Raw genomic sequence first — 24401 nt, forward strand, 5'->3', positions numbered from 1 at the left:
CCGCCCCCGATATGCTTTTTCAGGAAAAATCGGAGAGGCGACAACTATCCTGACACCGGGGGACGTATGGGCATAAGGACGGATCACCTCATCCTCAACTTCCACCCGCAGCGTCTTGGCATTTCGCAACCAGCGTTCATCTTTGCTCATACCTGTACGCCGAACGGATGGGATCAGGCTGTCACTGACCATGCGGTATGCGTTTGTATGGCTGACACCGAGCATGCCCGCGCTTGCTCAACTGAATGAAGGCTCATGGCAATAGCTCGCGGCTCCGAGTATTGCCGGCTGTGCGTGCATGAATGGCCTCGTCGGGCGCTGCGAGAGAGCGACGATCACGATGTCTTTTGTATGACAAGGCCCATCTTGCGCTCTTCCTAAATACCGGCTGCACCTCGCTTCATCTCTGTGTTGCATTCCGATGTATTCACCACTGATTCGCAGCGCGAGAGGGGTAGTTGTGCGCGGTATTTGCAGGTCTGTTGGGACATCAGACGAAAGGCTTAGTGAGTCATTCAAATGAATGATGGCTGGGTATTTACCGCGAATTAGACTTACACCGTCAAAATGCCATTAACTCTAGAGGGGTTTGCTCATGGCCACTGTAAATGGCAATGATAATGCCAATATCCTGACGGGTAGCGCTAGCAATGACACCCTCAATGGCCTAGGCGGTAACGACACACTCTACGGCAACGGTGGTGACGATACGCTGGACGGCGGCACCGGCAATGACCTGCTTGTGGGTGGACGCGGCAGCGATACCTATCGGTTCGGCCTGGGCTATGGCTTCGATGTGATCGACAATTCCGGTGGCGTCAACAACGACGTCGACACCCTCCTGCTGACCAACCTCAATGCCAACCAGATCCGCCTGACCCGCATTGGCAACGATCTGGTGCTCAGCGTTGTGGCGAGTGGTGAGACCCTCACCGTGAGCCAGAACTTTCTCGATGCGGATCACGCGATCGACCGAATCCAGTTCGCTGACGGCAGCCGTTGGAGTGCCAGCGTGATGCTGGCCAATCTCTATTACCCGCCCGTCGTGCCGACCGATGGCGCCGACGTGATCAACGGTAATCCCACCGATGACAGTCTCCTCGGCCTGGGTGGCGACGATACGCTGTATGGCAACGGCGGTAATGACACGCTCGACGGCGGCAGCGACAACGACCGCATGGAAGGCGGCGTGGGCAATGACACTTATGTGGTTGATGCCGCCGGTGATGTGGTGGTTGAGGCCAACAACGCCGGCGATGATCTGGTCCAGGCCAGTATCAACTACACCTTGGGCAACAACGTCGAGCGCCTGACTCTGACTGGCAGCGCCAACATCAATGGCGTCGGCAACTCGCTGGCCAACACCCTGATCGGCAATACCGGTAATAACCTGCTTGACGGCGGTGCTGGCGCCGACAGCATGGCGGGCGGTAGCGGTGACGATACCTACATCGTCGATAAGAGTGGCGATAGCGTTTCCGAACTGGCAGGTGGCGGTAACGATACCGTCCGCGCTTCGCTGAATTACAGCCTGGGCGCCAACCTGGAAAACCTCGAACTCACCGGCAGCAGTAATCTCAATGGCACCGGCAATGCGTTGGCCAACCAGCTGACCGGCAACACCGGCAATAACCTCCTCGATGGTGGCGCCGGTGATGACTTTCTGGCTGGCCGCCGCGGCAACGACACCTACCTCTATGGCACCAACTATGGCAACGACGTGATCGATAACAGTGGCGGTGCCAGCGCCGACGTCGATACCGTGCAACTAATGGGGCTTAACAGTAACAACGTAAGCTTCGTGCACACCGGCAACGACCTGCAGATGGTGGTGCTGGCGACCTCACAGACCCTGACCCTGAAAAACTTTTATCTGGGCGCCGATTACGAAATCGATCGGGTCCAGTTTGCTAATGGCACCCTTTGGAACAAGACAACCTTGCTCGCCAACGTACAAGTGGCTGCCACCAATGGGCCCGATATGCTCTTCGGTGGTAATGGCGATGACGTTATTCAGGCGCTGGCCGGCAACGATCAAATCTATGCCCAAGCAGGTAACGACACCCTCGACGGCGGCGTGGGTGATGACGTGATGTATGGCAGCACGGGGGACGACCTGTATGTGGTCGACAGCGCCGGCGACCAGGTCAACGAAGCTGTCGGCGAAGGTACGGACACGGTACAGACCTCGATCAGCTATACGCTCGGCATAAATGTTGAAAACCTGACCCTGACCGGCTCGGCCAACCTAAATGGAACCGGGAATGCGGGCGACAACTTGATCCTCGGCAGCAGCGGCAACAATCAACTCAGCGGAGGCGGTGGAAACGATAACCTCAATGGTGGTGCCGGCAACGACACGCTCTATGGCGGGGACGGCAACGACCTATTACAAGGTGGCGGTGGTCTCGACTACCTCTGGGGTGATACCGGCGACGACACCTTGGTGGCTGGCAATAGCCAGAGCGGCAGTTTTCTGTTTGGCGAGGCGGGCGATGACATTCTGGACGCCCGCAACCTGAGTAACACCGGTGGCTATGTCAATCTGAGTGGCGGCAGCGGCAACGACACTTACCTAGTCGACGGCAGTGGTGACATCACGATCAGCGACAGTAATACGCTCGGTGAAATCAACACCATACAGTTTGCCGCTGGCATTAATCCCGCTGATCTTCTTTTTGTTAGACCAGCAGACAGCTTCAACCCGTCTGGCAACATCGTAATTGAGTTTGCCAATGGCCATCGTCTGTTCATTGGCAGCATGGGGCTGCCCTATCCGCAAGACACAGGAGAAGGTTCTGGCGTGCAAGTCTTCCGCTTTGCCGACGGTACCGAATGGAACCGCACGGAAATCCAACAGCGCGCCGGCTTTTTCTTCGGCACCAGCCAGAATGACAGTATCAGCAGCGGCGATGGTCACGACTACCTGAACGGCGCATCAGGCGACGATCAACTCCATGCCGGAATGGGGAATGATCTGCTGAATGGTTCAGTTGGTAACGACATTCTTTTCGGCGAGGATGGCAACGACGTACTCGGTGGACAACACGGAGTCGACTATCTCGACGGTGGAGACGGTGATGATCGCCTTTTTGGTAGCTACGACAACGACACGCTGATCGGCGGAGCCGGCAACGACATCTATGGCTTCGCTCTTGGTGAAGGCGCAGATACGGTCGACAACCGCAGCGTCGCCGCTGGTGATCTCGACGCCATCTCATTCGACACCAACATCGTGCCCGCGCAGGTGACCGCCAGCCGGGTCGGCGACAACCTGCTGCTGACACTGAATGCCAACGACAGCATCAGCGTGCTCGACTACTTCCTCGGCGGGTCGGCGCAGGTCGACGAGATCCGCTTTGCGAATGGTACGATCTGGTCGCCTGCCACGATTCTGGGCATGACCAATACGCCGCCGACCTCGACCGACGACAGCGTGATCACCCCCGAAGACACACCGTTGGTGCTGCATGCGAGCGACTTCGGCAGCTACAGCGATCCAGATGGCAACCCGCTGGCCTCGGTGAAGATTACAGCCCTGCCGGGTGCCGGCAACCTGCAATACCACAACGGTAGCGCCTGGGTGGCGGTGGCCTTGAATCAGGTACTTAGCCGAGCCGACCTCGACGCCGGCAAACTCCAGTTCGTGCCAGCGCCGGATGGCAACGGTGATAGTTACGCCAGCATCGGCTTCACGGTAGGCGACGGCCTCGCCTTCGCGCTTAACGCCAAGACCCTCAGCATCGACGTCACACCGGTCAACGATGCGCCGACCGGCAGCGTGGTCGTCAGCGGCACGACGGTCGTCGGTCAGACCCTCACCGCCACCAATACGCTCGCCGACGCAGACGGTCTGGGTATTATCGGCTACCACTGGCAGGTATCAGCCGACGGCAATACCTGGACTGAAATCGCCGGCGCCAGTGATGACAGCGTCACCCTGACCGCCGACCAGCTCGGCCAGCAGGTGCGCGCACAGACCCGCTACATCGACCAAGGCGGCACGGCGGAGTCGGTTGCGAGCGGTGCCTCGTTCTGGGTGGTATCTGCGACCAACCTGTTCGACGGTGACGGCAACAACAACATCCTCGACGGCACTGAGAGTAACGACATTCTGCGCGGCTTTGGCGGTGCGGACAGCCTGCGAGGTTACGGCGGGGCGGATCTGCTGGAAGGCGGGGATGGCGACGACACACTGGATGGCGGTGACGGCGACGACACGCTCAACGGCGGCAACGGCGTTGACACCCTGTATGGCCGTGCTGGCATCGACACGCTCAATGTCGGCGACGGCTCATGGTCTGCTTATGAAAATGCTTACGGCGGTGATGGCAACGATGCGCTGATTGCCACCGGTCTCGGCTATGTGTCGCTTAACGGTGACGACGGCGACGACCTGCTGACAGCCAGCGGTAATCGTTTTGGGTCTCTGAATGGTGGAAATGGGAACGACACCCTCGATACTCGCTCGATGAATAGCGACTATTGGGTCTCCTTATCCCTGTCTGGCGGCTCGGGTAGTGACACCTACCGCGTCGGCGATGGGACTGGCTCCCTTCGCATCAATGATGCCAAAGACAACTCGACGGTCGCCGACACGAATATGGTCGAGTTCGCCTCTGGCATCGATCCGGCTAGCCTGCAGTTGTCGCGCAGCGGTAACGACCTGATCGTCACATTCGCCAACGGCAGGACGCTGACCGTTTCCAACCAGTTCGGCACCGGCAGTAATGGCTACGAAGGTGGTGTGCAGATGTTCCACTTCGCCGATGGTACAACGTGGGACAGAACGGTTATCCACGATCACTTGCCAATCCTCAACGGGACCGCAGGGAACGACACACTCAACGGCGATGCCCGTAACGAGGAAATCAACGGTCTCGGCGGTAACGACATCCTCAATGGCAACGATGGTGACGACACACTGGACGGCGGTGACGGCGACGACACGCTCAACGGCGGCAACGGCGTTGATACCCTGTATGGCCGTGCTGGCATCGATACGCTCGATGTCGGCAACGGCTCATGGTCTGCTTATGAAAATGCTTACGGCGGTGATGACAACGATGCGCTGATTGCCACCGGTCTCGGCTATGTGTCGCTTAACGGTGACGACGGCGACGACCTGCTGACAGCCAGCGGTAATCGTTTTGGGTCTCTGAATGGTGGAAATGGGAACGACACCCTCGATACTCGCTCGATGAATAGCGACTATTGGGTCTCCTTATCCCTGTCTGGCGGCTCGGGTAGTGACACCTACCGCGTCGGCGATGGGACTGGCTCCCTTCGCATCAATGATGCCAAAGACAACTCGACGGTCGCCGACACGAATATGGTCGAGTTCTCCTCTGGCATCGATCCGGCTAGCCTGCAGTTGTCGCGCAGCGGTAATGACCTGATCGTCACCTTCGCCAACGGCAGGACTCTGGCCGTTTCCAGCCAGTTTGCCACCGGTAGTAACGGCTACGAAGGTGGTGTGCAGATGTTCCACTTCGCCGATGGTACAACGTGGGACAGAACGGTTATCTACGATCACTTGCCAATCCTCAACGGTACCGCAGGGAACGACACACTCAACGGCGATGCCCGTAATGAGGAAATCAACGGTCTCGGCGGTAACGACATCCTCAACGGTAACGATGGCGACGACACACTGGACGGCGGCGACGGCGACGACACGCTCAACGGCGGCAACGGCGTTGATACCCTGTATGGCCGTGCTGGCATCGACACGCTCGATGTCGGCGACGGCTCATGGTCTGCTTATGAAAATGCTTACGGCGGTGATGGCAACGATGCGCTGATTGCCACCGGTCTCGGCTATGTGTCGCTTAACGGTGACGACGGCGACGACCTGCTGACAGCCAGCGGTAATCGTTTTGGGTCTCTGAATGGTGGAAATGGGAACGACACCCTCGATACTCGCTCGATGAATAGCGACTATTGGGTCTCCTTATCCCTGTCTGGCGGCTTGGGTAGTGACACCTACCGCGTCGGCGATGGGACTGGCTCCCTTCGCATCAATGATGCCAAAGACAACTCGACGGTCGCCGACACGAATATGGTCGAGTTCGCCTCTGGCATCGATCCGGCTAGCCTGCAGTTGTCGCGCAGCGGTAACGACCTGATCGTCACATTCGCCAACGGCAGGACGCTGACCGTTTCCAGCCAGTTCGCCACCGGTAGTAATGGCTACGAGGGTGGTGTGCAGACATTCCACTTCGCTGACGGTACCGAGATCAGCCGCTACGCCTTGCCCGGTTTCGGCGCTACCAACGGCGACGACACCATCTTCGGTGCCGGTGGCAGCGATTCGCTCAACGGCCTTGCTGGCAACGATAGCATCGACGCTCAGGCGGGTAACGATACGCTGGACGGCGGCACGGGCAATGACATACTCACAGGCGGAATGGGCAACGACTTCTTCCGCTTCTCCACCGTCCCCGGCGCCGGTAATCTCGACAGCGTAAGTGACTTCACCCAGGGCCAGGACGTACTGGCGCTCAACAGCGGGCTGTTCAACCTGCAGGGCCAGATCGTCGCCGAGTCGTTGGCCAACGTCAGCGGCGCTCAAAACGAGGTGGCAGGGGCGCATCTGGTATTCAACCAGGATGACCAAACGCTCTATTACGATGTCGACGGCGCAGCCAACGGCAACGCCGTCGCGGTGGTGACCCTGACTGGCGTGACGAACCTGACGGCGAGCGATGTGCAGCTGTATGTCTAAGGGTGCAGCGGGTTGGAGGACAAACAGGCCCCCGATCAACCGGGTAAAAAGGTTGATCAGTTGCGCCTGGCGGGTGGTGCCGGTTTTGCGAAACAGTGCACGCAGCTGGGTCCGAACCGTGTTGATGGAGACGTTCAAGCGCGCGGCGCAGCTTTCCAGGGGCAGCCCCTGAGCCAGCAGTCCATTTGCTTTCGTCCAGCCCGCACTCAAGTTCGTCGTAGCGCTACTGTTCATCCACTCGTGGAACGGTATACCCCCTCAGGGGGGCGAGTTATCTTGGGGGGATGGCGGGTTGGTGAGCCTATTTTTAACGCTGCTGCAGACGAGCGAAGAGGCTGACCAGCTCGGCCTGCCGCTCGGTGTCGGTCTTGCGAAACAGAGCGCGCAGTTGCGTGCGCACGGTGTTGATGGACACACTCAAACGAGCCGCACAGTTTTCCGGGGTGAGTCCCTGAGCCAGTAGTTCGGCCAGGCGCTGCTCGGCCGGGGTGAGTTGGAAGAGCTCAGCCAGCAGCTGGGATTGTGGCTGGTTTTCCAGCAGTGCCAGCAGCACCAGTGGTTTTTGGAAGAGGCGGTTGAAGGCCACTTCGGCCGGGACCGGCGTGATCAGCAGCTCCTGCTGCTGAGTGGGGTTGAGGCGCAGCCAGCTGGCGTGTCGCTTGCCGTCCTTGCCGGCGGCGCGGCGGATTAGCGCCTGCAGGCTGGTGTCCTGGTTCGTGCTGTGCAGGCGGGCGAAGTTCTCGTAGAGCGGGAAAGCGCTCTGGCTCATGTGTCGCGCCGCCGCCTGGTTGCAATAAAGTACATGACCGTCGCCGTCCAGCAGCCAGAGCGGGGTGGGGTGGTGGTCCAGCAGCAGGTCGCGTGTGGTCAGTTCTAATTCCAGGTGGTTGACCTTGTTGGACAATTTGGCGGCCTTGAGCAGGTGCGGGCTAACCCGCTGCAGCAGGGCATTCTGTTGGACGGTTGGCAAGGGCGCGCCAACCTCGTTGAGCACGGTCAGGTAAATGCCCGAGTCGGTCTGTTCCTCCAGCTTGACGCAGGAGAGGTTATGCAACCCGTAGGGAAGGTAGAACTCCTGATAATAAGGGTCGTGCCGGATGCGTTCGAGACCGAAATCTATGAGGTCGTTGTACCAGTCACCCACTTTGTGGGAGCGGATGAGGACAAGGCCCGGATCCAGATTGCAGTAGTGGCGGTTGTAGACGTCGATCGCGGCAGGGTCGCACAGGTTGAGGGCGGTGGAGGCATGAGTGCCGTTCTTGCGGTAATCCGCAAACAGCAACAAGCCCTGTTGTCGCCCGCTCGCCGCGACCAGTAGTTCGAGTAGTGGCCGCCAGGCTGAGTCGTCCAGCACGCATTCATAACAGAGGCCGACCAATTCGTCATAGACCTTCTGTTCATCCAGACGTGGCATGGCAAGTCTCTCTGCTAGCGGTTGGCGTGGCGCCGTCGAATTTGCGGGCGCTACGCTTTCATATGGCTCATGGCCGACCTTTCTGCAATGCCGGTGGTCGGTGAAGGGGCTGTGCGGGGGATGAAAAAACCTCCTGCGCCCAAGCCTGGCGTGGCGCGTTGCCAGCAACACTTGCCCGGCAGCCCTGCTGCAAGCCGGCTTTTCCGATGGATGGCCGCTGGTGGCAGTTTATAGACACAACTAAGCATCAAGGCTTGGAGATGTCTACGAAACTAGGGTCGATTCATTGGAATTGGTACATGCATACGAGTTGCAGTTTTCAAGACGGTAACCGCAATTTTTTACACACTCTGGGCCGATTGCTGTGACTGGCCGGAATCGGCCGTAACTTCTTAAGAAGGCTGTATTTTTTATACATGCTTTAAAGGGATGGGGTCGTGGTTTCGCTAGAAATTGACCTTTATGCTTGGGTGTCATTTTCTAGGAGAAATTTTCGATGCAAGGAATGCTGAAAGTAAAACTGGTCTCGCTCTTTATCATTCCATTGATAGGGGCGTGTACGACACCTCAGTCGATTGGCGTTTCTGGTCGATCCCAGCAAATCCAACTGGCACAGCCTTCAGCAGTCGATAACTGTTCAGTAGGTTGTCCTTCCGGCGGCAGTGCCTTGACGCTCAACCGTCAGGCTTACACCCTGAACAACAATGGCTCAACGAAATTCGCAAACTGGGTCGCCTACAAAATCACAAAGGAAACGCCAGCCAGCGGCCGCTCTCGAAACTGGAAAACCGACCCCGACGTGCCTGCAGGAGAAACACTAAATCCGGTCGACTACAACGGAGCCAGCATCGCCCTGAAAATAGACAGGGGTCATCAGGCTAACCTCGCCTCTATGGGCGGTGTAACTGATTGGCAGACTCTGAACTACCTTACCAACATCACACCTCAGAAAACTGACCTGAACCAAGGCGCATGGGCTCGTCTAGAGGATCAGGAGCGCAACCTAAGCAAGGCGCCAGATGTCGATGCAGTTTATGTGGCCACGGGCCCATTGTACGAAAAGAACATTGGTTCGCTCCCAGGCACAAGTAAAGTCCATACGATTCCAAGCGGCTATTGGAAGGTCATCTTCACCGGCAGTACGCCTGCCAACGGGCTGTACGCTGCCTTCATCATGGAGCAAAGCACCCCGCGCTCAGCCAACTTTTGCGATTTTCAAGTGACTGTGAATGAGATTGAAGAGCGCTCGAGGCTGACATTGTGGAGCGGTCTGCCACAGCACATTCAGACAGAGCTGAAATCGAAGCGAGGACAACTGCCTCAGAAAATGGGATGCGCTACAAATTCAGTTGCCAGTAACTAACAGGCATGAAAAAAACCACCTGTCGTAGGACAGGTGGTTCCGATTAAATTCAGCGTTTGCAGAATTTTAGTGAATAAATTTCATGGCAGCAATCAAAATGCCGACTGCCGCAGACAGCATCACTCCCATGCGAACAGTCAGTTTGACATCAAGATGTGCAATCTCCGAACGTACTTGAGCAATCTCCGCTGTTAGCCGATGTTCAAGAGTCATGAGATCGCTCTTGGTGGCGAGAAGGGTTTGCATGTCTGACTCCAATGCTTCGATGACTGCATGGGCTTTCGGCTCAGGGACATTGATCGAAATTAACGCCGTATACAGAGCCAGTTCCATTTTCATAAGGCCTCCAAAAAAATTATAAAGGCCCCCCACGACGGGAAGGCCCGTCGTGGGTTAGAAAAAGTAGCTTCCATCGACTCAGTCGACTGACCGCGCTACCGGAAGCTATGCGGTCATTGGTTGGATCCTGCGGTGATCCGCAGTGCCGTCTCGAAGATCCTGACGGCTTGGCATGTAGCTGAACATGTCAGCAAAACATGCGTCTAAGTTGCTTTCTTAGCCGCTCCCTGTCAATCAACAATCCGGTTACCGAGTGTTTCCTGAAGTACGTGGCCGCTCCTCAATGCTGCTCGACGTTACTATCTTCAGGTAGGGATTGTTGAGTGCCAATTCATTCATGAGGCCACCGTGTGATTTAAGCAGGTAGCCATTCAGTCGACGGGTCTTGCGTGGTCCTGTGACTTCGCATGTCCAGATATTGAGGCCGTTGGTTTGCTTGCGATGTAGCTTCATCTGCTCGAAGCGTTTCTGTATCCACTGCCAATCAGACAGGTTTTCCTGTTTTGCGATTCGAGCCAGGTGTGGATGCTCCTGACCGTAGCGCTGAAAGATCCCGGGTGTGACCAGGTAGAGCGTGTCATTGACGCTATGAACGAGGGCTTTTGTGTCATTCATGATGATGCGGTGTGTCTGAACGCCTTGGGTAAACCACTGCATAAAATGGTCTCCAGAGGGATCTGGTGGTGACGGTATATCTACGGTGGGCAGCTCAACGTTCTCGATGTCAGCAGGTTGCTCCAGGTTGGGAGGAGGAGTACCGAACAGGTCCATCAGCAAATCGACAGAGTCTGGTGGTGATGGGGGCGGTGTCGAACGAACTGGGCCTGTTTTGTTTCCAGCCGCTGAGGGTGCGACTGAGGCTGTATCGGTTTTTCCCATGGGGATGGTTGGCAAGTCGGTATCGTCTACGATGACGCTGCCGCTAAATGCTGTCGGTCGCGCTCCTGCCTCCCATATCAGTGCAGGGGACAACTTCAGGAAGGTGAAGCTGTGCGTCCAGCCGTTCTCACTGGTGACGGTGGCTTTCCAGATGGCTTTGCCATCGGAGCTGGGCTGAGCGATTCCGTGCTCTTGCAGGACGTTGAAGACGGCGGTGTTTTTTTCTGGAATGCCGTCGATGCCTTGGGACAGCAAATGAGCGCGCAGTTTATCCGAGACAGTCTTACTGACTAGCCATAGAGCGTCATGGGTGAGCCAGCCATCAGAGGCTTGAGGTTGGTTGAGCTTGAGTTCTTCGCTGAGGAGGTAACGTAAACCTTCGAGCAGCTTTCTCTGTAGGGCGTGTTTAGGCGCTGTCAGGGCTTTGCCCGGATCGCCACCGAGCGCTTGGGCTACTGATGCTTGGTCGGCTTGCATGACGAGCGAGCCTAGCTCTCCAGCATGCTCGTACTGACCCGCCAGATTGTAGAGAAGTGAAGCCCAGAGCTCAGGGAATGTGCAGAGCCAATCTAGGATGTCACGATTCAGAAGCTGGCAGATGAGCATGCCTGCAGCTGCACCGTGTAAACGATATTGTCTGTCCTTTCGATAGCGTAGGCGGTAGGGGCGGGAGAGTGGGCCATGCCACGGATGCCAGACCGTGCTGTCTGCATATTCGACGTGAAGATCAACGCCGATTTTCCCTAGGTCGTGGGCGAGAGCGCCGTAGGCGATACCGGCAGTCCAAGCCTCGGCTTGAGCAATCTGTGTTTCCGGTTGGGCACCGGAGGGTAGTAGGTGTGACTGACGGAGCTTTAGGGCATAGGCAACGACCTCAAGGCCGTGGTCCAGCATTCCTCCGGGGTATGCGTGGTGGTGACTCTCAGATGCTGGGAGAAGCTGTACCAGTTCCGCATAGCGCTTGATGGGATCGAGGTACAGTTTGTTGAACTGCGGACGGGAGAGGGCTGTTCGCTGCCAGATGTGATCAAGCAGTTTTTGCCGGCGGGGCGCCGCCAGCAGCGCCTCGGCTGACTGCGGAGCAGTCAAACCTTGTGATGGGGATTGCTCCTCGGGAGAGTTTTCAGTTTGGGTTGATCGTTGCTTGCGATGAAACAGCGAGAACATGATTTGTCCTGTTGGCTTGATCGATTTGAGAGCCTTTTCTTCTTTTTGGGTAGGGCCTTTCCCCTTGTGCTCCATTCCCTTGGCCCATTCCCTTTTTCCGTTTACCTTTTTGAGACTGCGACAGTTTGTTGTGTTGTCGCTAGGGTCAATGGGTGAGCTATTGACCCCCTTTTTATGGACGGAAGGCTTTCATGGACAGGGAGCGGGTGATAGATGACTGAGAAGGATCGGACCACGAGGGCAGTACGACTGGGCGAATGGCTTGGACGCTGCTGGAAGGGCTATTTGGGGTTTCTGGATAGAGTTTTCTCCTGGCTGCGACGTGCAGGTATTCCACCCACTCTAGCTAGAGTTTTTGTATGGGCCCTACAGGCTGTCGTCATAATTACTCTGCTGTATGTCACGTTTTGGATAACTCTCATTGCCATCGTGGTATTCGTTGCTGGGAGCGGTCTTCTGGAGACAGATGATGAGGCGCCAGGTTGGCGCGATGGACCTGAAGGGTATGGGTACTATGAGAACGGCACACGCATAGACTACGGGCGACTTTTCGAAGATGACGAGTGAAAGTGCTTATCGATTCAGCGCTCCTGTCACCTTCGAAACTCCTGCACGTCCGGCCCCTTTTGCGTCGATGGTAGCGTCTCCCAAACCTCGGATTGCATTGCCGGCGTTAATACCAACCCACGACAAACTAGCTACCCAGAACGCAGGCAGCACGATGAACATGGTCCCCATCACGAAGTTCAACAGCATGTCGCCGAACGAGTTGTTCAGGCCCATGAGCACGTTGAAATTGCTGTGCGGTGAGTTCCAGCCGTAGAGGGCTTCGAGAATGGTGCTGTCGATCCAACGAGCCAGTTGAAACCAGAAGTCCACGAAGAAGAGTGCGAATTGCACGCAGCTGATGGTCACCAAGGCCTTGAGTTCATAGGTGCCGATGACCAGGATCAATGGGATGCAAATGGTCAGCGCCATCTTCAGGAATGACAGCACCATGGGCAGGGCTTGGCGGACGACATCCATCGCGGGGAAAAAGCCCAGCGAACCGGCTGTAAGGCCCAGGTCGGAGGCTGCGCGTGCAGTGATGTTGGATGCTGACATGTCGATCTGACCACCGTAACTGGAGTAGACCTGACCTTGGTTCAGTGTCTGTTGACGAGGGGATACGACGGAGCGAATGACGGCGTCATCAGACTCGGTTTTGCTCAGGAAGCGCGCCCAGTTGCTGAGGCGGGTTAGCAGACTAGGGTCGATCTGCTGCACAAGCCTTGCTCGCAAACCTACGCCGACATCTGACCACCATTGCCGGCACGTTGGGTAACCACCGCCACCGGGAACCTGAGTTAACCCAGCATCTCGTGCTGCGTTGAAGGGCCAACGGTTGCGAGGTGTTTTTGAGTGATACCTATCGTAGTAACCACTAACATTGAGCAGTTGCTTTGACCCAATCCAGTTGATGTCGTCCATTTGTTCGTCGCTCAAGTTGGGACGGTTCATGAACATTCGGGCGCGTGCGGGGCCGTAGCAGTCTTGACTGAAGTCAGCCACTTCCTGAGCCAATATCGGGTCGTCGATTCGTGTTGCATCAATGTCCATACGCATCTGCCGCAGATCTGTCCCACACGGAATTGCCGCAATGGACCCGCCGGTGATGGCTTTGGAGAGTGAGTGCATGAAGAACCACCACACAGGCACCTTGGCACTTTGATTGTTGAGGGTGGTGAAGGTATTGGACCAGCGGGTGTCCTGTGGTGTCGCGATGCTCACTTGGCATTGTGTGGAGCGAGTGCTGTCGAACTCGATCGTGCTCAAGTCCACCTGGAAGAAGGGGATGCCCGCAAACATAATCACTACGATGGCGGCCCATACTCGGTTCTCGATGCGCAATGAGGACAGCACGCCCTTGTTGCCCTCATCGGCGCCTTCGCTTCGTGCCCTGAGCCACTCTTGGAGAATGATGGCAAGGAAGGGCAAGGCGAACACGCCGCTGGCGACCAGCAGCTCCCAGATGCCGTTGTTGACGATCCACCCGACCAGGGTCAGGTAATACTCCAGGTAATCGTTGGTATAGAGGGTCATGGGATCGTCCGTGGTCGTCAGTTTGGGCGGATGATGTGCAGTTCGAGCAGGGCAATGGCCACCACGGCTGCGATTTCGGCATACAACAAGCGGTCGTGCTGCTGTGTGGAGATTCCTTCAGCGGTTAGGCGCTGACGCATCCGACACCAGCCATAAGCGGTGGCGCCATACAGCGCCAGGCGCCAGATCAGTAGCGCGGTAGCTTGAGACTTCACCCAATGACTCCAGCTGTTTATGTCGTGGGCCGCTTCAAGGCCCAGCAAGCCAATGACGACAATCGCTAGGGTGATCAGTAGCGCCCAGAGGATGAGCTGACTTTTGGGTATTTGATGGGTTTGGGGTTGTTTCATGGTTACTGATCCTTGGGTGTTGCTTGCTGGATCAGGTCCAGACGATTGCGTACGGGATCTCCCTGATAGACACCACGAGAGCCAGCTGCGCGGTTGTTTTGGCGCTGGATCAACATCATTGGGGAGTTACCTGTCAGCGTGCGGCGAAGCTCAAGTTCGGTTTTTAGGCTGTTGATTTCCTGAGTCAGGGCTTCGCTTTCGGTGTTGATGGCTTGCTGAGCCAGTTGATTGGCAGCGACGTTGGGTTCCTTGCGCCCGGTCATTAGGGTGCGCTGCAACAGGAGCGCTTTTTCCAGGACGCTGGAGAGCGCCACTTCGGAAGCGAGACGTCTTGCCAGCAAGTCCTGATCGGGTTCATCGCGCAGTGCTTCGATCACGCCGCGGGTAATGGGTAGCGATTGGCTGCTGGCCGCCATCAGGTGTTCAGCTGAGGTTGGCTTGCTGCCTTTCACCAGCGCTTCAAGGATCTGTAGCTTGGTGTCGTACTCTTCCTGGATTAGCGGTGTGAGGCCCACGCCAGGTTTGGTTTGAGTTTTGGTGCAGTTGTCGCACGTCTGGTGTTCGCGCTCGCCCAGCACCCGAGTTGCCCAAGCCTCGGCCTCTTGCGGAGAAGACCAGGTCTGGCAGCTCAGGCGGTTGCCGCAGCTGTCTTTAGGGATGGGGGAGCGGTTGCCGACGTCGCGGCCATTTAGCAAATTGAAACCAGCGCGGGTGACATCAGAAACCACTTTGACTGAGGGTTGGCTTTTGCCTCCGGCCGAGCTGCCGCCGACCCAGGGCACGCCGTTGTTACCTCGATGTTTCTCAGCCTGTTCGACGGCCGCAACGGCGTCGTGATTTTTGACGGTATTACTGAGTGCCATGCCTTCAGCTAACTCGCCCCAAGCAAGCTGACCGCCTGCGACATTCGCCATGCGTTCCGCAACGGCGCGACAAGTAGATTTGGAGCGATCGAAATCGAGTCGGGCTTGCAAGATGCCATTGGTGAGCAGGTTGTACAGGCCAGGGTCGGCTCGCTGGATGATCAGTGCGGGGAGGGAGGCCACAGCGCTGGTAGCGTTTTGGATCACGTTGCCCATGATTGACTTGAAGCCGCTAGTGGCGCCGTTCAGTTGGTTTTGCAGCGTAGTGTTCAGGCTCATGTCGCCGCAGATCAGATTGGTGTCCCAGCCAGCACCAACCGTAATGCTGTCCATGGCAGCAGCACCACTCATGGACACAGCGCGTCCTCCGCCGATGCTGTAGAGCACGTCGTCGCCGATCACTGAACCATTGTGATTAATGCCGTCCTTGTTCAGTTGGGTTTGTGCTGCATGTGCGGTGGTGGTCGAGAGAAGCAGAGCGGTGATTAGGAGTTTGGTGTTTGTGAATCGACGCAAAGTAGAAACGTGCAGGTGGGCAGCTTTCATTCGTTTGCTCCTGCGAAATCTGTACTCCCAAGGAAGATTTGTCCCTCGCGTTTGCAGCAGCTATAGGGGCGCCAGAGGGCCCAGGCATAGTCGCCTCGAGGGGATTGAACGTGGGGAAGGTTGTTTGGAAATACGGCGCAGGTTTGAGATTGATTGGGAGCTAGTTCCTGCCATTTCCCAGTGCTGGGATTGCTTTCCTTAAGAGGGCCTGCTGGCCAGTACCCATCCTGTTTGGTGCCCAGTAGTGGTTGATAAACATGGATCTGGCCGCGGCGGGTGACGATGTCGCCGGCTCTTTGAGCAACAACTGCCGCGCTTTTGTAGTCGTCGACGCCATGAAGGAATCCACCACGGGGATATACCGCTCCCCACAGATTCGCACTGGTGCGACTGCCAATTTCTCGCACACCTGGAGTGAATGCTTCGGGGAATAACCGCTCGGGGATGTTGTGGCGCCAGGCGATGCTGTCCAGTGTGCTGAGAAAATACGGCATGAGGATCTTGCCGGCACCTGGACAGGCGTATCCGGACTGGCCAGCGAATTGGCTGAATGCTGCGCCACCGGGATGGCCGATGACATCGGCGTTTTTGAATTTAGCGAGGTCATTTTCGTGGCTGATGCCAGCGCTACCATCGCCGCCACCACGAGCGGAAGTATTGGTCGAACTCATGACGCTGACTTCAGACCAGGGATTTTCTCCGGTGTTGCTGTAGCTCGACACCACAGCATCAGGTACGTAGTGACGAACCTTCGGGGAGGTTTTGACTTTGCAACCAAAATTGGTGCAGTAAAGCCAGTAACAGATGCCGACCACGCGATAGGCTAGGCAGTCGGGGGATAGGCTGGAGGATGTGATCGTAGCTGTATTGAGGGCCAATGCCGACAACGGCGCTCCCATCGCTGTGGCAATGGTAATGAGACAAATAGCCTTTGAATGGCGGTGGTTCATTGGTTTAATCCTGCGCGAGACGATGTGCGCAGTGAATCAGTGGCCTGTGCCAGTAGCTCGTCAAAATCAGATACAAGAGGTACCCGTATTGAGCATGTGCTCAAGAGCAGAAAAAAGCGCCCTTAAGGGGCGCTTATAAGCACATTGCACAGAGCGGCAGCTATACCAGTCGTTCAGATGAGACCGGCTTCTGCGAAAGAGTAGGGCTCGCCCTTACCGATGATGAAATGGTCCAAAAAGCGCACATTCATCTTGGGGAGAAGGTCATTCAAAACCTTGGTGATATCCACATCACACTCACTTGGGGTGGTATCTCCAGATGGGTGATTGTGAGCGACGATGATCGCAGCACAATTGTATTCGAGAGCTCTCTGTAGAATCCTTCTTGGGTAGACGGCCACCGATTCAATGGAGCCGTAGAAAAGCGGTTCGTACGCCACCACTCGGTGACGTGAATCGAGAAAAATCGCGGCGAACACCTCCTGAATTTCACCCGCGAGTTTGAGGCGCAAGTAGTCACATACATCTTTGGGCCTTTGAAGGTAGGGGCCACGCTTGAACATGCGCTGTTCCAGCATTGAAATGGCCTGCTGAATCATCAGGTTCTCGCTGTGTCTTGAACTGTTTTTTGATGCTGACGGGGTAAGCGTGGGGAAAATTGTTGTCATGGGAGACTCCTGTGACGAAAAGAGGCTCCCGTCCCGAGGGGTAGGAACCCCGAGGGAGTGGTGATGAGATTGAGCTCAGAGAGCTGGGAAATAGATGCATCCAACCCCGCCTAAGCGGGAGCCGTTCGCACAATGGATGCTGAGCGATTCGCGTTGATCAACACAGCAAAGCTGCGCCGTAGCCTTTAAGACCATGGCTACCTGGGCATGTCGCTGACGGGATCAGCAAGCAACAATTTGCTCTGCGGCTGATTGTCGAGCAGATGCATGCCGGAGTCGGTATTTAAACGGTAACGCGATATCCCCACTTTGTTGGATCATGTTCAAATAAACAATCGTAGCTGTGCCAGTCGATCCAATTTGAGTGCATGAGCTCCTCATGCACTCAAATGGTGTGTCACAACGTAGACGGCTAATCATTGTTCTCAAACCGCAACGGTTCTATTCCTCTAGCTCGGTCTATGTCTTCTGCCATACGAATTGCCGCATCCAGCTCACTGATGCCCAGTTCCTGCATGAGCTTGAATCGCGCTGCTTTTTCCTCCGGCTCGGTCATCGCCATGGCGAGGTAAAGACTTGGAGGTACGGCGCGGAACAGCGCTTCCATCGATTTTGAAAGCACGACACCCTCGCAGTACTTCCCAGATTCCTTACGCGCCGACATCATCAGGGCTTTCTGAGCAGGGCTGAGTTCCCGGAATCTTGCGATCTTCTCCACTTCGTCCGGTGGCATGCTCAGGCAGATCCACCACTCGATCATGTTCAACATCGGTTCGGCGGCTTTGGGCAGATCATCGAGGTTTTGGGTGGCCAGCCAGAACCAGGCTCCCAATTTTCGCCACATCTTGGTGATCTTGACCACATAGGGAGCGAGCAGTGGGTTCTTGGTGATGATGTGTCCTTCATCGGTGACGTTGATGATCGGACGCCCCAGAAACTGGTCACGTTCAGCGATATTGTTGACGGTGTTGAGCAGTGACAAGTACGCGATCGAGAGTTGAGCGTTGTAGCCTTCGCGAGCGAAGGTGGCCAGATCGACAATGGTGATGTCGGCTTCTGGCCACGGAGTACCCGGACGATTGAACAACTCTCCATCCAATCCCTGGCAGAACAGATCCATCGCCTCGGCCATTTCCAGAAGGCGCGTACGGCGACCCTCCGGTAGGCCGTTGTCCGTACCTCGTTCACGCAGCGCATCACGAACATCCTGTGTCAGGACCGTTCGATGTTCACTGGCACAGCGTTGTGCCGCATCCAGAATGCTCTGACGAATCAGACTGCGATCCGCTCGGGTAAGGCGTGCTTCTTCTTTGTCTTCGCCGCCGGTGATCATCAGACGCGCGGTGATCTCCAGTTCGCCCAAGACATCACGCTGTTCATCGCCCTCGACCTGCGCCGTGGACTCGTCAAGCCGATCGGCATCCAAGGTCTCGATCTCATCGGGTGTTTCCACCAAACGGCGAGCATCTGCGAAGGGTGCCAGGCTAACGCCAGCACCCGGCGACAGCTTGACGTGGTGCACAGTCAGGCCCAGGCGTTTAGCAAACTCGGCAAACAGGCCGAAGGAGTTACCTGCCTCGACGATGATCAACCGCGGCCGGTAGATGGCAGTGATCTGGTTCAGGATGTTGTTGAGGGTTGCGGATTTTCCGGAGCCTGTCGGGCCGAACAAAAACAGATGTGCATTCATCTGTCGATCGAGTCGGTTCAGTGGATCGAAGGAGAGCGTGCCACCCCCTCGGTTGAAGAAAGTGATGCCCGGGTGCCCCGTGCCCTGAGAGCGTCCCCAGACCGGGGCCAGATTGGCTGCGTGTTGCGCGAACATGAGTTGGCTGTACCACTGACGTTTGTCCTTGGCAGGATCAAAGACGCAAGGCAACCAGCGCAGGTAGCTATTGAGCGGTGCAACTTCATCCTCTTCACGTACCGGTTGCAAGCCTGCATTGAGCATCACGTTGGCCAATTGCATGCCGCGTGCGTCTAGTTCCGCGATGTTTTTACCGCGCAGGTAGAAAGCCAGTGATCCACGGTAGAGCTTATGGGAGCTGCCAATAATTGATCGGGCTTGATGGACATCCTGGCGTGTTTGCTCTGAGGCCAGAGTTTCGCCAACAGACTTTTTACTCAGGTGGTTGAGGTGGGCCTCCAGAACGTCCTGAGGCGTGGCAACCAGCGTCAGACACATCATGGTGTCTTCGGGCATCTGGTCAAAGTAGGTGTTGATCGCGTCCCCTTTGCGTGTTTCGCCGGTCAGGTGGCCGGTGTGAGGAACGTTGCGTAGCCGATCCATCAGCATGACCCGGTGGGGCATGCCGTCGAAGTACCAAGCACCTTGAGCTGCGTCAGATCGCGGTTGGCTGAAGAACAGACGCTGGGAGAAGTCGGTGCCGCTGGCCAGTTCAATTTCGCCTGCTTCAGTTTCTTCGGGGTAAGCGGCCAACCGGTAGAACCGCTCTCGATCAGCGGCTGTGGAACCGAGTAGCGTCGGGTTGGGATTGAACCAGCGCAGTAGCCAGTCATGGATGTCACCTGCACCAAGTCGTTGAGTCTTGATACCGGCATTGGTCAATCCCGCGGTCAGTCTCTCGCATACAATCCCCAAGGCCTGTTCTGCGGACTGGCCTCGTCTTGACGAAGCAGAGTTAAGCGCGCGTCTGTACACCACCATGCGCACACGTCGGTTCTGTCCTCGCCAGGGCAAGCGGGTGAGGGTAGTGTCTTCGAAAAGTCCGCCGGGCTTGGCAATGGCATTGAGGTGGTGAGCAAAGAATCGCAGATAGAATTCGCTGAAGGCGCTGCCACGAGCACGCGGCTGGAGGTATTGACCCAGCGTATGCAAGTAAGCGTCCCAGTTGATTTCATCCTGGGCGTAGAGCTGCACTACCCATGGGTTGTCGTCGAGTTCGTCGAAACTGTCCTGCAAAACGTTCTCTAGGGTGTCGCGGGCTTGTAGCAGCCAAGCACTTTCTCGACCCTCTGTTCCCAGTGGTGTCAGCTCGAAGAAGGCTGCGACAGACACACCGTCCTCCAGCAGCATGCACTGCGACAGTGGTAGGTATTCGACCCACGGCAGGCGATCCACAAAGGACGATGCGATGCCATAGAACGCATGGTCGTCGGCTTCGGTCGCCGGTTTGCTGTGTTGCATACAAGGCTCGGGGATACCGTTTTCGGCAAGTCTGGCGGTGTATCGATCCCAGGTATCCTGTTCTGCGGGTTCCTGTGATTGTTGCTCACGTTTCCACTGAGAAAACCAAGCCATTAATAGTCCTCCAGACGTTCGCCCGGCATGGCGTATTGCACACGCTGATGCAGCGAAAAGACAGTGCTGTAGCCAGGCACGGGTACTGCCTCTGTCCCAGCCCGATGAGGAAAGACGTACATCACCAAATCCGGGTTGGGCAGGCGATGAAATTGGCGTTGAATTTCGTTTTGAGCGGTGCGGGTGTAAGACGTCTTCGAAGATGGGACCAGCGGTTCCGTCAGAGGTCGTCTCAACGCTTGCCGTGCGTCGAGCAGTTGTAGAGCGGCTTGTCCATTCTGTGTGCCGCTGGTTTGTTGGTTCCAGACATCCATCATCGTGCTGCCGTCATGGCTGAGCAGTTCTTCGGTGTTCGTCGCACAGCCAGTTATTGCGGCCGCGATCAGCGCGACCGTCATCGTTTCAATCCAGATCCGTGGTGACATGGCGACCTCCAAGGGTGTGATCGACCTTGCGCCCCTTGGCGTCGTAGTCGAGGGTGAGGGGTTGTTCGATGTGCACGGCAACTTGGGCACCGGGCTCGACGTAGACGGCGGCAAAGGCTTGACCATAGAGCTTGTTGACCCATTGCGAGATGTCTTGCACGCCACTGGCGAGTAGTCGGTTCATGGCTTCACTTCCGGAGATGCCGACAGTGCCCAATGAACTTCCGTTGTTGCCGGCATAGACGGTGCTACCGTCGGACTTGATCAAAGAGGCCGCACCGACGCCGGCGGCGGTGATCAATGCCTGGGAGCCGAGGTATTGCTGAGCATTGCTTCGGCGTTTGCCGGCGACGCAGGGAATGCCGTGCCGATCGCTGATCCAGCCCAGGCCTTCTTGAATGGCACCACTGTTCGATGAGTTTTGGGAGTCGCTGCGGGATTCGTTGCCACTGTCTCCCGGCAAGGTTCGGATGGTGCCGTCCTGAAAGACAAAGGTAACGGAGCGGATTTGCCCCCTGACGCAAGACAGTGTCCAGTCCCCTGATGCAGTGCCACTGACCACCGCACCAGCAACCTCAGGCAGATCAATGCCATTGGCCGTCAGGTTGTCGGCCCCGATCAGGATCTTGAATGGATAAGGATCATTGACGGTTCCATCGATGGGCACTCGGCCGATGAGCGCTGTCATGGCAACTGACCCCATCAGCGTTGCATTCGGCGGTACCGTGTAAGTCGGTTTTACCGCTGAGACGCCCAAGTCCCGGGAGGCGGTGGTTGCCATGGATTCTGCAACATCGCCCAGTGTTTTTTGCGCAGGGCCAAAACGTGCCGGAAAGGTGAGCTCCTGTTCGGCAGACGATCCGGTAGCGTCTTTAGGTTTTGCATCATCTGGTTCAATCCAGCGCATACCGCCATGGAAACCTTGTCTATCACCTTCCTGTAGGCCCAAGCCCACTGGCAGATCCAGGTTGTTGTCCTTTTGGTTCAGGCTATCCAATTGTCGTTGAAGATCCTGCAGCAGACTTTGGGCATTTAGGTCGTCGCGGCTAGAAGCGACACGCTCTTCCTGCATGCGCTGACGTTCTTTCTCCAGGGCGAACTGAATACGTTGTTCGAGCGTGTCTTCAAACTGGCGCAGCTGTTCCGATCCTGCACCACGCTGATCTGTTTCGTTGAGCGACTTCTTCAGTTCGCCACGCAATTGCCTGACCTGCGCCACCAAAGTGGCAACGGTATCGCTCGGCGTATCGCCCTCAAGGCCAAGGGCTTTCATCTCTTCGACAGTGAGTTGGTTTTCATTGTCGACCGGACCGGATGGCGAGACGCTGTTGCTGGGCAGCAGTTTCACCAAAACCAGCAACAGCAGTAGCACCATCGGGATCATCAACCATTTGAGCAGCCCATTACTTTTCATGGTTTTGCTCCACGGTTGTCTCCGGTTCGGCACGGGGCAGGTTGAGGGCTGCGTCGACAGGACTGATGGTCGGCAGCAAAGACTGCGCAAGGCCGCGTCCTCGGGTTGTCAGGTAAAGCACTGTGGTGTCTAGCGACGTGCCTTTGGGGCCCAAGTGGTGATGTTGGAAGGTGGCTGTCGTAAAATCCCCCAGTAACAAACGAGGATCCAGATCGACAGTCGAAACGGTTTGATTGGTCAATTGGATGGCTGTCACCCAATATTCATCAAGACGCCACGCTGCAAGAGCCCTGGCGGCAATCGGCAGGCTCGGAAGCAGCAGGTCGAGCGAAAAGTCGGGTGGTAGGTTGACCCGTCGAACACCAGGCAAAGGTTCGACCGTGCGCAGCGGCGCGTACAGGTTTTGAGCGGCGTAGCGTGTCAGAACCACCGGCACGGGTGTTCGTTGCGACTGCTCTTTGGACTGCCCAGCAGATGTTGGACTATCTGCCACCTTGTGCTGTTGCCCAGTGGGTTGTTCAACGATTCTGATGGGTTCTAACTGCGGCTGTCCGTTGTGGGCAGGTTCGGCGACGATGTCCAGCAGGATCAGCTCGCCAGTAACGGCGTCTTGTAGTTGCAGGCGCGTAGGCTCGATCGGTTCATTGGCTCGTAGGTAAACCGTCCCCGCCGCACTTTGCACACGCAACCTGTCACCCAGCGAGGCTGGTACCCCAATACGTACATTACGTTCGACAAACACCACGCGCTCCTGGCCAACCAGCAAGGGAACAGCCAATGGCAGACGTTCCCAGCGCATGACTTCCACGGCTTGGCTTGTTGCAGTACAGAGGTTGAGGGCGAGTCCTAAGGAAACAGAAATCAGCAACGGCTTCATGAGGCATCTCCCAATGGACGATCCTGATTCCGAGAGGCAGGTGAGGAGGTTGTCGGCATTACGATGCGTTGGGGGGAGCCGTCGTAGCAGTCCAGTGCGAGGCCGAATGGATTGAGTTCTGGGTCGATGTCCAGACGTACCACCTTGATGGGGTAGCGAACGAGTGCGCGTTTGATCTGTTCGGCACCGTAGTATTCGTCTGCATTGACGTCCAGGGTGACAATCCAATCTCGATCCGAAACCACTTTCACACGCGTTTCTGGATCATCCCCATAACCGCGGCCGGGAATTTCGTATAAGCCCCGCACTCGTTTTCGCAGCTCGCCTGATCGGCGCCGTTGGTCATAGTCATGTTGGAAAAATGAGCGACATTCTGGCGTGAGGTACGCCTTCAGTGATTGCAGGTTTCGGCTGTAGTCTTCCTCGCCATCGGCGGGCCAGCGGTTGAGTTGCTGGAATATGTAGAAGGTGAATGCGTAAACGGACTCGGGTGGTACTTCCCACCACTTGCGGGTACTGCCGGATCGCAAATCTGGTGGCACATGGATTGTCAGATCACGTGGTGCACTCCACCAACCCGCACCCAGCCCCAGAACTATGATGAATAGGGCTGCGGAGATTAGACGCAGCGTCTTCACGTGGGATTGCAGGTGCAGTACCTCGTTTTTGAACCGGCTCATGCGCCACCTCGCCGTGTCGACCAGTGCCCGGAGTGGGTGATCAGTTCATGCGTGCCCAACTGACAGGCCAATCGAGGGTAGTGATTGGCCAACCACCACTGGATCTGTCGATGCAGCCATGTCCCAGGGCGACCACGTTTTTTACGTCGTAACAAGCCGCCACCAATGAACAGGCCTGCGGCAATCGACAGCACGATGGAGGTGGGTATCACTGCAATACTGCTTGCCAGCCAAGCCACAGGAATCCCTAGTGCGAGTCCTGCGCTTGCTGACAATCCTGTACATATCCAGAGTTCATCAGCGGTCAGTCCTCGAACGACGATGGGCTGTCGGTTCAGGCGATGGGGAAGGAAGGTGACGGTGCCCTCAGGCGTATTCTGATAAATGGATTCCAT

17 protein-coding genes are annotated in these 24401 nt (G+C 56.6%); 3 read left to right on the forward strand and 14 right to left on the reverse strand.

What is annotated here, in order from left to right; translation table 11 throughout:
- The first annotated feature begins 595 nt into the window (after nt 1-595).
- A complete protein-coding gene (locus tag IC37_RS30795; protein WP_143519234.1) occupies nt 596-6727 on the forward strand; it encodes a calcium-binding protein in 6132 nt (2043 codons plus the stop codon).
- 307 nt (nt 6728-7034) lie between these two features.
- Here the strand turns inward: IC37_RS30795 and IC37_RS21625 are convergent, their stop codons facing one another.
- A complete protein-coding gene (locus IC37_RS21625) occupies nt 7035-8141 on the reverse strand; it encodes a helix-turn-helix transcriptional regulator (RefSeq protein WP_030132254.1) in 1107 nt (368 codons plus the stop codon).
- A 496-nt stretch (nt 8142-8637) separates the two neighbouring features.
- On the opposite strand from IC37_RS21625, the gene IC37_RS21630 reads away from it, so the two are divergent.
- Entirely contained in the window at nt 8638-9504 is an 867-nt protein-coding gene (locus IC37_RS21630; RefSeq protein ID WP_030132253.1) for a DNA/RNA non-specific endonuclease, read from the forward strand.
- Between the two features lie 66 nt (nt 9505-9570).
- Here the strand turns inward: IC37_RS21630 and IC37_RS21635 are convergent, their stop codons facing one another.
- A complete protein-coding gene (locus tag IC37_RS21635) occupies nt 9571-9843 on the reverse strand; it encodes a hypothetical protein (RefSeq protein WP_030132252.1) in 273 nt (90 codons plus the stop codon).
- 246 nt (nt 9844-10089) lie between these two features.
- Nucleotides 10090-11889 carry a MobH family relaxase gene (mobH, locus tag IC37_RS21640; RefSeq protein ID WP_030132251.1) on the reverse strand — a complete coding sequence of 600 codons (1800 nt, stop codon included), beginning with the start codon at nt 11887-11889 and terminating at the stop codon, nt 10090-10092.
- Between the two features lie 213 nt (nt 11890-12102).
- Here mobH and IC37_RS31030 point away from each other — a divergent pair, with 213 nt between their 5' ends.
- Complete coding sequence (locus tag IC37_RS31030) at nt 12103-12456, forward strand: DUF3742 family protein (protein ID WP_051414907.1); 354 nt, start codon at nt 12103-12105, stop codon at nt 12454-12456.
- A 6-nt stretch (nt 12457-12462) separates the two neighbouring features.
- Here the strand turns inward: IC37_RS31030 and IC37_RS21650 are convergent, their stop codons facing one another.
- The 11 genes from IC37_RS21650 to IC37_RS21700 all read right to left on the reverse strand — a co-directional run bounded on the left by IC37_RS21650 (nt 12463) and on the right by IC37_RS21700 (nt 24401).
- Nucleotides 12463-13971, reverse strand: coding sequence for a conjugal transfer protein TraG N-terminal domain-containing protein (locus IC37_RS21650; protein WP_030132249.1), 1509 nt, complete (start codon nt 13969-13971; stop codon nt 12463-12465).
- A gap of 17 nt (nt 13972-13988) precedes the next feature.
- The gene (locus tag IC37_RS21655; RefSeq protein WP_051414906.1) at nt 13989-14321 is read right to left on the reverse strand and encodes a hypothetical protein; all 333 of its coding nucleotides are present in this window, start codon (nt 14319-14321) and stop codon (nt 13989-13991) included.
- A gap of 2 nt (nt 14322-14323) precedes the next feature.
- Nucleotides 14324-15730, reverse strand: a complete 1407-nt coding sequence (locus tag IC37_RS21660) for an integrating conjugative element protein (protein ID WP_051414905.1) — start codon at nt 15728-15730, stop codon at nt 14324-14326.
- Nucleotides 15727-16629 (reverse strand): TIGR03756 family integrating conjugative element protein, encoded by a 903-nt coding sequence (locus IC37_RS21665; RefSeq protein WP_256580783.1) that lies wholly within the window; start codon nt 16627-16629, stop codon nt 15727-15729. The genes IC37_RS21660 and IC37_RS21665 overlap by 4 nt, the downstream gene beginning before the upstream one ends.
- A 224-nt stretch (nt 16630-16853) precedes the next feature.
- Nucleotides 16854-17348, reverse strand: a complete 495-nt coding sequence (locus IC37_RS21670) for a JAB domain-containing protein (RefSeq protein WP_030132245.1) — start codon at nt 17346-17348, stop codon at nt 16854-16856.
- 412 nt (nt 17349-17760) lie between these two features.
- A complete protein-coding gene (locus tag IC37_RS21675) occupies nt 17761-20610 on the reverse strand; it encodes a conjugative transfer ATPase (RefSeq protein WP_030132244.1) in 2850 nt (949 codons plus the stop codon).
- Entirely contained in the window at nt 20610-21035 is a 426-nt protein-coding gene (locus IC37_RS21680) for a TIGR03751 family conjugal transfer lipoprotein (RefSeq protein WP_030132243.1), read from the reverse strand. Before IC37_RS21680 ends, IC37_RS21675 begins: the two co-directional genes overlap by 1 nt.
- A complete protein-coding gene (locus IC37_RS21685) occupies nt 21013-22449 on the reverse strand; it encodes a TIGR03752 family integrating conjugative element protein (RefSeq protein ID WP_030132242.1) in 1437 nt (478 codons plus the stop codon). The genes IC37_RS21680 and IC37_RS21685 overlap by 23 nt, the downstream gene beginning before the upstream one ends.
- Nucleotides 22439-23326 (reverse strand): TIGR03749 family integrating conjugative element protein, encoded by an 888-nt coding sequence (locus IC37_RS21690; protein WP_095920377.1) that lies wholly within the window; start codon nt 23324-23326, stop codon nt 22439-22441. Before IC37_RS21690 ends, IC37_RS21685 begins: the two co-directional genes overlap by 11 nt.
- Nucleotides 23323-24006, reverse strand: coding sequence for a PFL_4703 family integrating conjugative element protein (locus IC37_RS21695; protein WP_030132240.1), 684 nt, complete (start codon nt 24004-24006; stop codon nt 23323-23325). Before IC37_RS21695 ends, IC37_RS21690 begins: the two co-directional genes overlap by 4 nt.
- The gene (locus IC37_RS21700) at nt 24003-24401 is read right to left on the reverse strand and encodes a TIGR03750 family conjugal transfer protein (RefSeq protein ID WP_081729425.1); all 399 of its coding nucleotides are present in this window, start codon (nt 24399-24401) and stop codon (nt 24003-24005) included. The genes IC37_RS21695 and IC37_RS21700 overlap by 4 nt, the downstream gene beginning before the upstream one ends.

The sequence above is a fragment of the Pseudomonas sp. QTF5 genome, assembly GCF_000512695.2.
Classification (GTDB): domain Bacteria; phylum Pseudomonadota; class Gammaproteobacteria; order Pseudomonadales; family Pseudomonadaceae; genus Aquipseudomonas.